Raw genomic sequence first — 14328 nt, 5'->3', positions numbered from 1 at the left:
TGCGGCGCAGCATAGCGTTTTACGCTGTCGAGATGGCTCGTCAATAGCATAAGCATTTTCCTTTCGCCGGCACTGGCGGCGGCGCGTCCATGTGGCGAAACGGAAGAGCGAATCGATTTTCATTGCCAGTTGGAAATTATGTGCCACAATACGTGGCATTCGTTTCCATTGCCATCATGTCCTCCAGCCAAGTCCAGATGCCGGCCGCCAGCAAGGCCGCGTCGCCGCAGCAGGCGACGCTGGATGCGCTCGCCGGTATCGCCGGCGACTACGTCAAGGAACAGCTCACCGCGATGACGGCGCGCATGGCCGCGGCGCTGGGCGACGTCGGCCAGCAGCAGGGCGACCCGCAGGACATCTACCGGCGCGTGAAGGCGGCCCGGCTGCTGAAGGACAACGCCTACGCCTTCTTCCACGTCGCATCGGGCGCGATCGACCTGGCGCTGCGCCGCGAACTCGGGCGCCTGGCGCCGGAGGCCGCTGCGAAGCGCACGCCGGCCGCCGCGCTGAGCCTCGTCCCGCTCGAGGAAATCGACAGCCGGCTCGCCCTGGGCGCGCTCGCGCGACCCTTCGACATTGCCCATTCCGACGCCCTCGCGACCCTCGCCGTGCGCCTCGGCATGCTGCTCGGGCGCGGCGTGCTGCGCGCCGACAGCAATCCCTTCCGTCCCGACGTCTTCCTCGGCGCGATCGAGGCGGCGTGGCGCGAATTCGAGCCGGAAGCCGATGCCCACGGCCTCGTCCTGCCCCTGCTGCGTCCGGACATCGTGTTCGATTTCGCGCCCCTGTTCGACGCGCTCATCGGCGCGCTGCGCAAGGGCGGCCAGCCGGGCTCCGTCGACGCCTACCGCATCCAGAAGACGGATGACGCGGCCGCCGCGAAGGCGGCCCGCGCCGGCCAGCGCGCGGCCCTCGCCGACCAGTTGCGCAAGCTGTTCGGCGACGACGGCGGCGACGATGGCGTGCCGCTGATTCCCGATCTGCCCGACCTGCCGTCCAGCGGCGGCGGCTGGCGGCCCAGCGGGGCGGGCGCGTTTGCGGCGCCGCCCGGCACCGCGCTGCCGCCGGCGGCGCAGGGCGCGCCGGTGGCCGCCGCCGATGGCGCGACGGCATCCGCCGCTCACGGCGCGACGGCATCTGCCGCCCATGGCGTGCCGACTCCCGCCGTCCACGGCGCTTCGATGGCTCCCGCCCATGGCGCTGCCGGCGCCGCGCTGGCGCAGGCGGTGACGGGCGCTGCGCATCCCGCCGCCGGCTTCGCGCCGTCCACCGCACAAGCCGGGCCGGGCGTGCCGATGGGGGCCGGCGACCCCGCGCCGGCCGGCTGGTCGGCCGCCCTGCACGGCACGCTGGCGCAGTACGGCGGCGCGGCGCCGCTGCTGGACCTGCTGGCCCGCATCGAGCCGGCGCTGGCGCAGGCGCCGCACACGGGCGCGTCCGGCGCCCAGCCGCACAACGTGTTCTACCTGCCGCGCCTGAAGCAGAGCCTGCCCCAGGGCAGCCTGCCGCGCGGCGACGAGCACACGCTGGACCTGCTGTCGCGCGTGTTCGAGACCGTACTGCTGGACGACGGCATCCCGCCGCGTACGCGCGAACTGCTGCAACTGCTGCAGGTCCCGGTGCTCAAGGCGGCGCTGCTCGACAAGAATTTCTTCTTCGAGGAAGCGCACCCGGCGCGCCGCCTCGTCGACCTCGTGTCGCGCGTCGGCTGGGAACAGCGCCAGAACGTGAACGACCCGCTGTTCCAGGCCATGCAGCGCAGCGTCGCGCGTGCCGGTGAAGCCAAGCCGGATGCCTTCGCCAGCGCCGTCGCCGAGCTGGAGGCGGGTATCGCGGCCGACGAATCCGCGCAAGAGGCGGCGCTGGCCGCCCCCGTCGCGACGGCCATCAAGCAGGAACAACACGAGGTCGCGGGCCGCCACGCGCGCGACGCCGTGGCGCTGCGCGTGCGGGCGGGCGACGTCATCGACGTCGTCAGCGGTTTCCTGGAGCAGCGCTGGACGACCGTGCTGACCTTCGCCCACACGATCGAGGATGCGCGCCCGGGCGCCGTCGGCAACGCCACCCGTGCCATGGATGACCTGATCTGGAGCGTCAAGCCCAAGGCCACGCCGGAGCAGCGCAAGGCCCTGATCGCCCGCCTGCCGCGCCTGCTCGCGACGCTGAACAAATGGCTCGATGCCATCAAATGGCAGGACGCGGAGCGCCTGCAATTCTTCGCGCGCCTGGCCGAATACCACGCGTCCATCGTGCGCGCGCCCATCGAGCTGGCGCCCGAGCGCCAGCTGGAACTGGCGGTGGAGGCGGCCCAGCAGGATGCGCTGCGCCGCGTCGAGCTGGAAAATGCGGCCGCCCTGCAGGCCGCGGCGCGGGCGGCCGAGGTGTCCGCCGTCGACGGCCTGGAGCGCGGCATGTGGCTGGAATTCCGCCTGGGCGAAGGCGTGCGCAAGGTCAAGCTGGCATGGGTGAGTCCGCTGCGGACCTTGTTCATTTTCTCGGGCGCGGGCCGGCGCGAAGCGTTTTCGCTGGCGACCGACAAGCTGGCCGCGGCGCTCGACGACGGCAGCGCGCGGGTGCTGGCGATCGACGGCGTCGTGGGGCAGGTATTGTCCGAAGCGATGGCGCAGGGAGCCGTCAACGACGCGTCGATCGCGCCGTCCGCGCGTGTTGGTGCTCATCCGGCTGCCGGGTTATAGTCGAGCCGTCGCATCCCTCGTCCCACGTATCATGCTCTGGTGGTCCCATCTCTCCGCGCTGGGCGGACTCAACGTCACCTCATTGCTCGCCGCCGGCGTGACGGCCTGGCTCGTCGCCGCGCGCTGCTGGCGCCTGGCGCTCGCCTGGTGCCTCGTGTTCGCCGGCGCCATGCTCGTCGCGGCCGCGAGCCAGGTGGCGTTCATCGGCTGGGGAATCGGCGTGCGCGCGCTGTCGTTCACCGGCTTCTCCGGCCACGCCGCGCGGGCCGCCGCCGTGTTTCCCGTCGCGCTGTTCCTGCTCGTCGAGCGCCAGCCGCGGCGGGTGCGGGTGGCGGCCGTGGCGGCGGGCGGCCTGCTGGCGGCGGCCGTCGCGCTGGCGCGTGTCCGGGTGGGCGCCCATGCGCCCAGCGAGGCGTTGTCCGGCTGCATGCTCGGGCTGGGTGCGGCCGCGCTGTTCCTCGCGCGCGCCCGCGCCGCGCAGGACTGCTCGCCCAGGCCGCTGCTGCTGGGGCTGCTCGCGGCGACGATCCTGCTGCCGCGCGCCGACCCGGCCTATTCCCACCAGTGGCTGACGGCCGCCGCGCTGGCGCTGTCCGGGCGCGACCGGGTGTACCTGCGCAACGACTGGCAACCGGCGCAGGGGCCGTATGTGCCGCCGTGCGCGCCGGACCGGGTGCGCTTCGCCGTCCTCTGCACCTGAAGCCGCGCGCGCGACGGCCAAAACTTGGCCGAAAAGCAAGGCACAGATGGTATGATGCAGCCTTTATCGACTTCCCCCTTACCGTAAGCGAACGTGCGTCTATCCTCCATCAAATTGTCGGGATTTAAGTCTTTCGTCGATCCCACCAATTTCCAGGTGCCGGGGCAGCTGGTCGGCGTGGTCGGCCCGAACGGATGCGGCAAATCGAACATCATCGATGCCGTACGGTGGGTGCTGGGCGAATCGAAAGCGTCCGAGCTGCGCGGGGAGTCGATGCAGGACGTGATCTTCAACGGCTCCACCAACCGCAAGCCGGCCGGCCGCGCGTCCGTCGAACTCGTGTTCGACAACAGCGCCGGCAAGGCGGCCGGCCAGTGGAGCCAGTACGCCGAGATCGCCGTCAAGCGCACATTGACCCGCGACGGCACGTCGACGTACTACATCAACGGCCAGCCCGTGCGCCGGCGCGACATCCAGGACATCTTCCTCGGCACGGGCCTGGGACCGCGCGCCTACGCCATCATCGGCCAGGGGATGATCTCGCGCATCATCGAATCGCGCCCGGAAGAGCTGCGCGTGTTCCTCGAGGAGGCGGCCGGCGTGTCGAAATACAAGGAGCGCCGGCGCGAGACCGAGAACCGCCTGTCCGACACGCGCGAGAACCTGCTGCGCGTCGAAGACATCCTGCGCGAGCTGAACGCCAACCTGGACAAGCTGGAAGCGCAGGCGGCCGTCGCCAACCGCTTCCACCAGCTGCAGGCCGACCAGGAAGAAAAGCAGAAACTCTTATGGCTCCTGCGCCGCAACGAGGCGAAGGCGGAGCAGACGCGCTGGTTCCTCGAGATGGAGCAGGCGCAGACCGGGCTGGAAGAGCAGAACGCGAAGATGCGCAGCCTGGAGCTGGACCTCGAGCGCATGCGCCAGGCGCACTTCGACACGGGCGACCGCCTGCACGTGGCGCAGGGCGCGCTGTACCAGACCAATTCCGAGATCGGCAGCCTGGAAGCGCAGATCAAGTTCGTCGTCGAGTCGCGCACGCGCCTGCAGAACCAGATCGGCACCCTGACCGCCCAGCGCGAGCAGTGGCTGAACCAGGCCAACGAAACGCAGGAACAGATCGAGGAAGCGGAATTCCGCCTCGAAGAACTGGCCGCGCGCGTGGAAGGCGCGCAGATCGCGTCTGAAACCCAGAACGAACGCCTGCCCGACCTGGAAGCCGCGTGGCGCGAGGCGCAGAACAAGTCGACCGAATCGCGTGCCCGCATCATGCAGATCCAGCAGCGCATCGAACTGTCGTCCGCGCACCAGCGCAACGCGTCGAACATCCTCGCGAACCTCGCCACCCGGCGCGAGCGCCTGCAGCAGGAACGCGGCGGCCTGAATCTGCCGGACGCCGGCCACCTCGACAACCTGCGCTTGCAGTTCGAAGAAAAGCAGCTGGCGCTGGAAGAGCAGAACCTGATGCTGGAAGAGGCGGCGAGCCGCCAGGAAGCCGTCGAGCAGGAACGGCGCGACGCGCATGCGCAGGTCCAGCAGGAGTCGGCATCGAACGCGAAGCTGGAAGCGCGGCTGTCCGCGCTGCGCCAGTTGCAGGAACGCGTGCAGACGCAGGGCAAGGTCCAGCCGTGGCTGCAGAAGCACGAACTGGACAAGCTGCCGCGCCTGTGGCAGAAGCTCGACATCGAGACGGGCTGGGAGACCGCGCTGGAATCCGTGCTGCGCGAGCGCACGGGCGCGCTGGAAGTGTCGAACCTCGACTGGGCGCGCGGCTTCTTCGGCGATGCGCCGCCGGCCCGCCTCGCGCTGTATTCGCCGGCCGCGGGCAGCGGCGCGGCGGTCGACCACCACGGCCTGAAGCCGTTCGCGAGCCTGCTGAAGCTGAACGACCCGGGCCTGCGCGGCCTGCTGGACGACTGGCTGTTCGGCGTCTACGCGGCCGACGATCCCGGCACGGCGCTCGCCCAGCGCGGCAAGCTGCCGGCGGGCGCTTGCTTCGTCACGCCGCAAGGCCACATGGTCACGAGCGGCAGCGTGCGCTTCTACGCGGCCGACGCCGAGCAGGACGGCGTGCTCGCGCGCCAGCACGAGATCGACAACATCGGCAAACAGTTGCGCGCGCAGGTGCTGCTGCTGGACGAGGCCCGCACCCGCGCCACCCGCGCCGACGCTGCCGTGAGCGATCTGCAGCGCCGCCTGCAGGACGGCCGCCAGAAGGTCGCGACGTTGCAGCGCGAAGTGCATGCGCTGCAGATCGAGGTGGTGAAACAGGCCGAGGTCGAGGCGCGCTTCAACCAGCGCAGCGGCCAGATCGCGGCGGACCTCGACGAGATCGCCGCGCAGGAAGCGGAGCAGCGCCAGGCCAAGGCGGAAGCGGAAGCGCAGTTCGAAGAGCTGGACATGGAACTGGCCGAGCTGCAGGGCGCCCACGAGGATGGCCAGGTCGAGTTCCAGGAACAGGAGCGCGTGCTGGCCGAAGCGCGCCAGCGCCTGCGCGACCTGGAGCGCGCCGCGCAGGAAGCCGTGTTCGCGGAAAAGACGCAGCGCACGCGCATCGAGGAATTGCGCCGCACGATCGCCACGGCGCAGCAGCAGGCGGCGCAGGTCCTGGAGAGCATCGGCGCCGGCAAGCTGGAACTGGAAGCGCTGGAATCCGGCGCGGCCGCCGAGGGCCTGCAGGGCCTGCTGGCGCGCCGCACCGAACAGGAAAAGGCCCTGGCCGATGCGCGCCACGAACTGGACCAGCTCACGCAGCAACTGCGCGCGGCGGAAGAAGCCCGCATGCAGGCGGAGCGCGGCCTGCAGCCGCAGCGCGAGCGCATCACCGAGATGCAGCTCAAGGAGCAGGCCGCGCGCCTGAACCAGGAACAGTTCGCGGAAGCGCTGTCCGCCACCGGCGCCGACGAGGCGGTGCTGGCGGAAAAGCTCGATCCCGAAATGAAGCCGTCGTACCTGCAGGGCGAGGTGACGCGCCTGACGAACGCCATCGCGGCGCTGGGCGCGGTCAACCTGGCCGCGGTCGAGGAACTGGCGCAGGCGACGGAGCGGAAACGCTTCCTCGACGCCCAGAACAACGACCTGCAGGAGGCGATCGCCACGCTGGAAGGCGCGATCGGCCGCATCGACCGCGAATCGCGCGACCTGCTGCAGGATACGTTCGACCGCGTCAACGCGAACTTCTCCGAACTGTTCCCGATCCTGTTCGGCGGCGGCACGGCGAAGCTCGTGATGACGGGCGAAGAGATCCTCGACGCCGGCGTGCAGGTGATGGCCCAGCCGCCGGGCAAGAAGAACGCGACGATCCACCTGCTGTCCGGCGGCGAAAAGGCGCTGACGGCGACCGCGCTCGTGTTCTCGATGTTCCGCCTGAACCCGGCGCCGTTCTGCCTCCTCGACGAGGTCGACGCGCCGCTGGACGACGCCAATACCGAGCGCTTCTGCCGCATGGTCAAGCGCATGTCGGACCATACCCAATTCCTCTTCATCTCGCACAACAAGATCGCGATGGAGATGGCCAACCAACTGATCGGTGTGACGATGCAGGAGCAGGGCGTGTCGCGCATCGTGGCGGTGGACATGGAGTCCGCCGCGAATTTCGCTACTGAGGCACAAGCAGCATGACAGACTTTCAAATGAGCCTGATCGCGGCCGGCGGCGTCTTCGTCGTCGGCGTCATTAGTTACAACAAGTGGCAGGAATACAAGGCCCGCAAGAGCGTCGAGCGCGCGTTCGCGCACGACCACGACGACGTGCTGATGAAAGGCGGCGCCGCGCCCGAGCGCGATTTTTCGCCGGACGCCCTGCGCCAGGAGCCTGTGCTGGACGGCGCGCCGGAACCGAGTCACGACGTGCTGACCGAACCGGCGATTTACGCGGAGCCGCTGCAGCATGCGGCGCCGGGCCCCGCGCCGGCCGCCGCGCCGGTGCCGGCGGCGGCCGCCGCGCTGGACCCCGTCGCCGAGCTGCCGGCCGTGAAACCGGACACGCCGCCCGCGCAACTGGCCGAGAACCTCGTCGATCCGCTGATCGATTGCCTCATCCCGCTGAATTCGGAAGGCCCGCTGCGCGGCGACCGCATCCTGCCGGCGCTGCTGCAACTGCGCCGCGTGGGCAACAAGCCGGTGCACTTCGTCGGCCTGGCCGTGAACGGCGACTGGGAACCGATCGTGCACGGCGGCGTGTACACGAAGCTGCAGGCCGGCGTCCAGCTGGCCACGCGCACGACGGCCCTGAACGAACTGGAATACTCGGAAATGGTCACGCGCCTGCGCGCCGTCGCCGACGAGATTGGCGCCGAGCCGGAAGTGCCGGACATGATCGAAGTGATGAGCGAGGCGAAGACGCTGCACCGCTTCGTCGCCGGCCACGACGCCCAGCTGGGCGTGAACCTGGCGTCGAAAGGCGCGCCGTGGGCGATGGCGACCCTCATCGGCGCGCTGGAAAACGCGGGTTTCGACGTGCGCCCGGACGGCAAGTTCGTCATGGCGGACAAGGAGGAGGGCAGCGGCACCCTGTTCACGCTGTCGACCAACGTGACGCTGGGCGCCGACACCACCTCGCGCCTCACCCTGCTGCTGGACGTGCCGTGCGTGGCCCCGGCCCGCGACGGCTTCGGCAAGATGGTCGCCTGTGCGAAAGACCTCGTGCAGCGCCTGGACGCCGCCGTCGTCGACGATTTCGACCAGCCGCTGACGGACGAGGCGCTGGAAGAGATCGCGGGCCAGGTGCGCGAGTTCTACCAGGAGATGGACGCGGCCGACATCGCGGCCGGTTCCACGCGCGCGCTGCGCCTGTTCAGCTGAGGTGACGATGGGCGATTTGGACAATGCGCTGGAACGGATGGCGTGGCTGGTCAAGGAACTGAACCACCACATCTACAACTACCACGTGCTGGACGCGCCGACGATCCCGGACGCCGAGTACGACCGCCTGTTCCGCGAGCTGCAGGAGCTGGAAGCGCAGCATCCGCAGGCCGTGTCGGTGGACTCGCCGACGTCGCGCGTGGGCGCCGCGCCGATCCCGGAATTCAAGCAGGTCACGCACGCCGTGCCGATGCTCTCGCTGAACAACGGCTTTAGCGACGACGACATCGACAACTTCGACCGCCGCGTGCGCGACGGCCTGGGCCACGCGCACGTCGCCTATGCGGCCGAACTGAAATTCGATGGTCTCGCGATGAGCCTGCGGTACGAGAACGGCGTGTTCGTGCAGGCCGCCACGCGCGGCGACGGCTACACGGGCGAGGACGTCACGGCGAACATCCGCACGGTGCGCGTGATCCCGCTGCGCTTGCGTGGCGAGGAGGTGCCGGACGTGCTGGAAGTGCGCGGCGAGGTCCTGATGTTCAAGGAAGACTTCGAACGCCTGAACCAGCGCCAGCGCGACGCTGGCCAGAAGGAATTCGCGAACCCGCGCAACGCGGCCGCGGGCAGCCTGCGCCAGCTCGACGCGCGCATCACGGCGCAGCGCCGGCTGCGCTTCTTCGCCTACGGCATCGGCCTCCTGGAGGGCGCGGCGCTGCCCGAGTCGCATTCGAAGGCGCTCGACTGGCTGGACAGGCTCGGCCTGCCCGTGTCGAAGGAACGGGCCGTGGTGACCGGGTGCGAAGGCATGCTGGGTTATTTCCGCGACATCGGCGCGCGCCGCAAATCGCTGCCGTACGAAATCGACGGCGTCGTCTACAAGGTCGACCGCCTCGCGGACCAGCGCGAACTGGGGTTCGTGTCGCGCGCGCCGCGCTTCGCGCTGGCCCATAAATTCCCGGCCGAGGAAGCGCTGACGACGGTGTCCGCCATCGACGTGCAGGTGGGCCGCACGGGTGCGATCACGCCGGTGGCGCGCCTCGTGCCCGTCTCCGTCGGCGGCGTCACCGTCACGAATGCGACCCTGCACAACGAGGACGAAGTGCGCCGCAAGGACGTGCGCGTGGGCGACACGGTGGTCGTGCGCCGCGCCGGCGACGTGATCCCGGAAGTGCTGTCCGTCGTGCTGGAACGCCGTCCGGCGCCGGAACCCGCCGTGTACGTGCTGCCGAAGACGTGTCCGGTGTGCGGCTCGCACGTGGTGCGCGAAGAGGGCGAGGCCATCGCGCGCTGCTCCGGCGGCCTGACATGCGCCGCGCAGCGCAAGGAAGCGATCCGCCACTTCGCGGGCCGCCGCATGATGGACATCGAAGGCCTGGGCGACCGCTACATCGACAGCCTCGTCGAATGCGACCTGATTCACGGCGTGGCCGACCTGTACCGCCTCACGCTGGACGACCTTCTCAAGATGAAGCGCCTGGCGGATGAACGCGACGGCACGACGCCGGAGACGGTCAAGCAGGGCAAGGTCGCGACCAAGTGGGCCGACAACCTGCTCGCCGCCATCGCCGCGAGCAAGAACCCGCCGCTGGAACGCCTGCTGTTCGCACTGGGCATCCGCCACGTGGGCGAATCGACGGCGAAGACGCTGGCCGACTGGCTCGGCAGCCTGGCCCTCGTGCGCCGCGCGCCGGCCGCGCTGCTGCGCGTGCTGCCCGACATCGGCGGCACGGTCGCGGAAGCCATCGCCGACTTCTTCGCGGAGCCGAAGAACCAGCAGGCGTTGAACGACCTGCTGGCGGCCGGCGTCGCGCCGCAGGGCGAACACGCGCCGCGCGCGCAACTGCGCGAAAAACTCGACGACGTGGGCCTGTTGACGGCACTCGCGATCCCGAAACTGACGGAGCCGCGCGCGCGCCAGCTGCTGGCCGACGGCCGCACCCTGGACGACCTCGCGCACCTGAAGATCTTCAGCGTGTTCGGCCTGCCGGACACCGTGGTGACGGCGCTCGAACAATGGATGGCGCTGCCCGCCAACCGCGACCTGCTGGCCGCGATAGCCAGCCTGCGCACCGAGCTGCTCGCGCTGCTGCCTCAGGAGGCCGCCGATGCGGCCGGCCCGCTGGCAGGCAAGACGTTCGTGCTGACGGGGACGTTGCCGACGATGTCGCGCGACGCGGCGGGCGCGCTGATCGAACAGGCGGGCGGCAAGGTGTCCGGTTCCGTGTCGAAGAAGACGTCGTACGTCGTCGCGGGCGCGGAGGCGGGCAGCAAGCTGGAAAAGGCCGAGGCGCTCGGGGTGACCGTGCTGGACGAAGCCGGATTGCTCGCGCTGCTGGGCGGCGCACAGAATTCAACCCAATCAATTTGACGGAGCACGAATGACCGTAATCAAGAAAGCCGTATTCCCGGTCGCAGGCCTCGGCAGCCGCTTCCTGCCGGCCACCAAGGCGCAGCCGAAGGAAATGCTGCCCATCGTCGACAAGCCGCTGATCCAGTACGCGGTCGAGGAGGCGGTCGCCGCCGGCGTCACGGAACTGGTGTTCATCACGGGCCGGAACAAGCGCGCCATCGAAGACCATTTCGACAAGGCCTACGAACTGGAATCCGAGCTGGAAGCGGCCGGCAAGAATGAATTGCTGAAGCTCGTGCAGCAGGTGATCCCGAAGAACGTCAACTGCATCTACATCCGCCAGCCGGCCGCGCTGGGCCTGGGCCACGCCGTGCTGTGCGCGCGTCCCGTGATCGGCAACGAGCCGTTCGCCGTGCTGCTGGCCGACGACTTCATGGACACGGCCGAGGGCCACAAGCCCGTGCTGGCGCAGATGACGGACCTGTACGGCTACGAGAAATGCAGCGTGCTCGCGGTGCAGGACGTGCCGCGCGCGAACACGCGCCAGTACGGCGTCGTCAGCGCGAGCGCCTACCGGCCGGACCTGGAGCTCGTCTCCGGCATCGTCGAGAAGCCGAAGCCCGAGGACGCGCCGTCGACCCTGGCCGTCGTGGGACGCTACGTGCTGTCGGGCGCGATCTTCGAGCACCTGGAAAACCTGGGCACGGGCGCCGGCGGCGAGATCCAGCTGACCGACGGCATCGCCTCCTTGATGACGCGCGAACGCGTGCTCGCGTACCGCTATGCCGGCACCCGCTACGACTGCGGCTCCAAGCTCGGCTACCTGAAGGCCACCGCCGCCATCGGCATGAAGCACCCGGAGACGGCCGAAGGCTACCGCGAATTCCTGACGCAGTTGTGCGCGGGCCTGCCGACATGACGATCCGCGATATCCTCAAGATGGGCGACCCGCGCCTGCTGCGCGTGGCCGAACCCGTGCGCGACTTCGACACGCCCGAGCTGCACGCGCTCGTCGCCGACATGTTCGAGACGATGCACGCCGTGAACGGCGCGGGCCTCGCCGCGCCGCAGATCGGCGTCAACCTGCAGCTCGTGATCTTCGGCTTCGGCAAGAACCAGCGCTATCCGGACGCGCCGGCCGTGCCGGAGACGGTGCTGATCAACCCTGTGCTGAAGCCCTTGTCGGACGAGATGGAAGAGGGCTTCGAAGGCTGCCTGTCGGTGCCGGGCCTGCGCGGCAGCGTGCCGCGCTACACGCGCCTGCACTACGAGGGCGTCGACCAGTACGGCCGGCCGATCAGCCGCGACGTCGACGGTTTCCATGCGCGCGTCGTGCAGCACGAGGTCGACCATCTGCTCGGCATCCTGTACCCCATGCGCATCCGCGATTTTTCCCGCTTCGGCTTCACCGAAGTGATGTTCCCCGATCTCGACCCGAAGGCCGACGATTGAAGCCCCACCGCCTCATCGCCGTGCTGACACTGGCTTGCGCCGGCGCGGGCGCGCACGCCGACGACCTGTTCACGAAGATCCCGGCCGACCCGCAGCGCGAGCTGTGGGTCGACAGCGGCTTCGCCACGTATCACTTCGACCGGGACAAGAACCTCAACGGCGGCAATCGCGGCATCGGCGTCGAATACCGGTTTTCCGGCACGATGGCGGCCGCCGCCGGGCGCTTCGTCAACAGCGACCGCTTTTATTCGAATTACGCGGGCGTGTTGTGGCAGCCGTACGCGCTGGGCCCCGTGCGCCTGGGCGCGGCCATCGCGGCATTCGATGGCTATCCGAAGATGCGCGACCGCGGCTGGTTTCCGGCCGTCGTGCCGACGTTCACGTACGAGTACCGGCGCGTGGGTGTCAACGTGGGCGTGATCCCCAGCTACAAGGACCGCCTGTACGGCGGGATTTCCGTGCAGTTGAAGGTCAGGTTATTCTGACGATCGCGTGTCGGCTGGATACGGCGACTTGCCGCCTTCCGCGATGAACGTATCGATCCGCGCCTGCAACACCGGCAACGGCACGGAGCCCAGCTGCAGCACCGTGTCGTGGAAGGCGCGGATGTCGAATTTCCCGCCCAGCGCCGCCTCGGCTTTCCTGCGCGCTTCCATGATCGCCATCTCCCCCAGGTAGTACGACAGCGCCTGTCCCGGCCAGGAGATGTAGCGGTCCACCTCCGTCTCGATCTCGTGGTCGGACAGCGCCGTATTGTCGTGCAAATATGCCTGCGCCTGCGCGCGCGTCCAGCCCATCGCGTGGATGCCCGTGTCGACGACGAGGCGGGCAGCGCGCCAGGCCTGGTAGCTCAGCATGCCGAACGTTTCGTACGGCGTTTCGTACATCCCCATCTCGCTGCCCAGGCGCTCGCAGTACAGGGCCCAGCCTTCGCCGTACGCCGAGATGTATGCGCGGCGGAACGGCGGCACGCCGTGCTGTTCCAGCGCCACCGGCATCTGGAACGCGTGGCCCGGCGCCGATTCGTGCAGGGTCAGCGCGGGAAGGCTGTACAGCGCGCGCGCCGGCAGGTCGTACGTGTTGACGAGGTAGATGCCCGGCCCGCCGCGCGCCGACGTGTAATAGGGCGCCTGGTCCGGCGGCACGGGCACGATGGAAAAGCGGCGGCGCGGCAGGTAGCCGAAGTACTGGTCGGCCTTGCCGTCGAATTTCTTGGCGATCCAGGCGGCGCGCATCAGCAATTCCTGCGGCGTCTTCGCGTAGAACTGCGGGTCGCTGCGCAGGAAGGCGAGGAACGCGGGCAGGTCGCCCTTGAAGCCGGCTTGCTCCATCGTGTGCTGCATCTCGGCGCGGATCTTCGCCATCTCGCTCAGGCCGATGGCGTGGATCTGCTGCGCGCTCAGCGACGTCGTCGTGTACTCGACGATCTTCGACTGGTAATACGCTTTCCCGTCCGGCAGGCTCTCGGCCGCGAGGGTCGTGCGGGCCCTGGGGACGTACTCGTCGCGGAAGAATGCGAGGGCCTGCGCATAGGCCGGTTTGACGGCGCTCTCGATCAGCGCGACGCCCTGCGCGCGCAGGCGCGCCTGTTCGTCCCCGGGGATCGTCGCCGGCATCGCCGTGAATGGCGTGTACCACACCGTGTCCTCCGGGTTCTTCGCGTTCACGATGTTCAGCAGCGGTGCGTCGCGGCCGGCCAAGGTGACCTGCGGCGGCGTGAAGCCGCGCGCGAGGCCGGCCCGCATATTGTCCAGTTCCTCGCCGAAGTAGCGGGGCAGGTCGCCCAACTGGCCCAGATAGGCGCGGTATTCCTCCGCGGTCTTGAGCGGGCGGCGCGCGATGTAGGCGATGTCGGACCAGAACGCGCTGTCCGCGTTCACGGGCTGTTCGAATTCGCGGAAGCGCTGGGCCTCCACGAACGCGGCGATCTGCGCGCGGTACACGGCGTAGTTGATGCGTTCAAGCGGCGACAGGTCGGCCGCGCGGACGCCGTCCAGCCGCCGCAGCACGCCTTGCCACTGCGCGAGGCGCGCGGCCTGCGTGCGCGCGTCGACCCGGGGCAGTTCGGCGCCGGCGTCGCGCGGCTCGTCCTCGTCCCACGCGAGCCGCTGCTTGACGCGCCATTGCCACTCGGCCCGGTAGATGGCCTGGAACTGCTTGTCGGCCCGGGTCGCCGCTTTCGCGGAAGCGGGCGCCGGCGCGGCGAGTGCCCGCGCCGCGATCGGGGGCGAGAGGGCGAGCAAAAGGGTGGCGGCAAGCAAGGTCTGCTTCATGGATGTCCTGTGGTCGAGGTCGTGTGCGAGGCATGGTATTGCCTCATCACACGAT

The 14328-nt window shown here is 69.3% G+C and carries 9 protein-coding genes; 8 read left to right on the top strand and 1 reads right to left on the bottom strand.

What is annotated here, in order from left to right; translation table 11 throughout:
* Positions 1–176 precede the first annotated feature (176 nt).
* From ACEN9Q_RS14140 to ACEN9Q_RS14105, 8 genes are all read left to right on the top strand, one after another.
* Complete coding sequence (locus tag ACEN9Q_RS14140) at positions 177–2696, top strand: DUF1631 family protein (RefSeq protein ID WP_495625028.1); 2520 nt, start codon at positions 177–179, stop codon at positions 2694–2696.
* Between the two features lie 31 nt (positions 2697–2727).
* A complete protein-coding gene (locus tag ACEN9Q_RS14135; RefSeq protein WP_495625027.1) occupies positions 2728–3396 on the top strand; it encodes a phosphatase PAP2 family protein in 669 nt (222 codons plus the stop codon).
* A gap of 93 nt (positions 3397–3489) precedes the next feature.
* On the top strand, positions 3490–7014 hold the full coding sequence (gene smc, locus ACEN9Q_RS14130) for a chromosome segregation protein SMC (protein WP_495625026.1): 3525 nt from the start codon (positions 3490–3492) through the stop codon (positions 7012–7014).
* A complete protein-coding gene (locus ACEN9Q_RS14125) occupies positions 7011–8195 on the top strand; it encodes a cell division protein ZipA C-terminal FtsZ-binding domain-containing protein (protein ID WP_056435636.1) in 1185 nt (394 codons plus the stop codon). Before smc ends, ACEN9Q_RS14125 begins: the two co-directional genes overlap by 4 nt.
* 7 nt (positions 8196–8202) lie before the next feature.
* A complete protein-coding gene (gene ligA, locus ACEN9Q_RS14120) occupies positions 8203–10566 on the top strand; it encodes an NAD-dependent DNA ligase LigA (protein ID WP_495625025.1) in 2364 nt (787 codons plus the stop codon).
* Positions 10567–10576: 10 nt separating this feature from the next.
* Positions 10577–11467 (top strand): UTP--glucose-1-phosphate uridylyltransferase GalU, encoded by an 891-nt coding sequence (gene galU, locus ACEN9Q_RS14115; RefSeq protein ID WP_495628896.1) that lies wholly within the window; start codon positions 10577–10579, stop codon positions 11465–11467.
* On the top strand, positions 11464–12000 hold the full coding sequence (gene def / locus ACEN9Q_RS14110; RefSeq protein ID WP_056435627.1) for a peptide deformylase: 537 nt from the start codon (positions 11464–11466) through the stop codon (positions 11998–12000). The genes galU and def overlap by 4 nt, the downstream gene beginning before the upstream one ends.
* Positions 11997–12485, top strand: a complete 489-nt coding sequence (locus tag ACEN9Q_RS14105; RefSeq protein ID WP_495628895.1) for a hypothetical protein — start codon at positions 11997–11999, stop codon at positions 12483–12485. Before def ends, ACEN9Q_RS14105 begins: the two co-directional genes overlap by 4 nt.
* On the opposite strand, the gene ACEN9Q_RS14100 is transcribed toward ACEN9Q_RS14105, so the two are convergent.
* On the bottom strand, positions 12477–14273 hold the full coding sequence (locus tag ACEN9Q_RS14100; RefSeq protein ID WP_495628894.1) for a DUF885 domain-containing protein: 1797 nt from the start codon (positions 14271–14273) through the stop codon (positions 12477–12479). The genes ACEN9Q_RS14105 and ACEN9Q_RS14100 overlap by 9 nt on opposite strands.
* Positions 14274–14328 lie beyond the last annotated feature (55 nt).

It is taken from the genome of Massilia sp. Masssp93 (assembly GCF_059491295.1).
The sequence above is the reverse complement of the archived record's forward strand: the minus strand, read 5'-3'. Positions and strand labels throughout refer to the sequence as shown.

Excerpts from the sequence above, each read along its gene's own strand:
- ligA (WP_495625025.1), top strand. The coding sequence starts at position 8,203 with ATGGGCGATTTGGACAATGCGCTGGAACGGATGGCGTGGCTGGTCAAG.
- ACEN9Q_RS14125 (WP_056435636.1), top strand. The coding sequence starts at position 7,011 with ATGACAGACTTTCAAATGAGCCTGATCGCGGCCGGCGGCGTCTTCGTC.
- ACEN9Q_RS14140 (WP_495625028.1), top strand. The coding sequence starts at position 177 with ATGTCCTCCAGCCAAGTCCAGATGCCGGCCGCCAGCAAGGCCGCGTCG.
- ACEN9Q_RS14100 (WP_495628894.1), bottom strand. The coding sequence starts at position 14,273 with ATGAAGCAGACCTTGCTTGCCGCCACCCTTTTGCTCGCCCTCTCGCCC.
- def (WP_056435627.1), top strand. The coding sequence starts at position 11,464 with ATGACGATCCGCGATATCCTCAAGATGGGCGACCCGCGCCTGCTGCGC.
- galU (WP_495628896.1), top strand. The coding sequence starts at position 10,577 with ATGACCGTAATCAAGAAAGCCGTATTCCCGGTCGCAGGCCTCGGCAGC.
- ACEN9Q_RS14135 (WP_495625027.1), top strand. The coding sequence starts at position 2,728 with ATGCTCTGGTGGTCCCATCTCTCCGCGCTGGGCGGACTCAACGTCACC.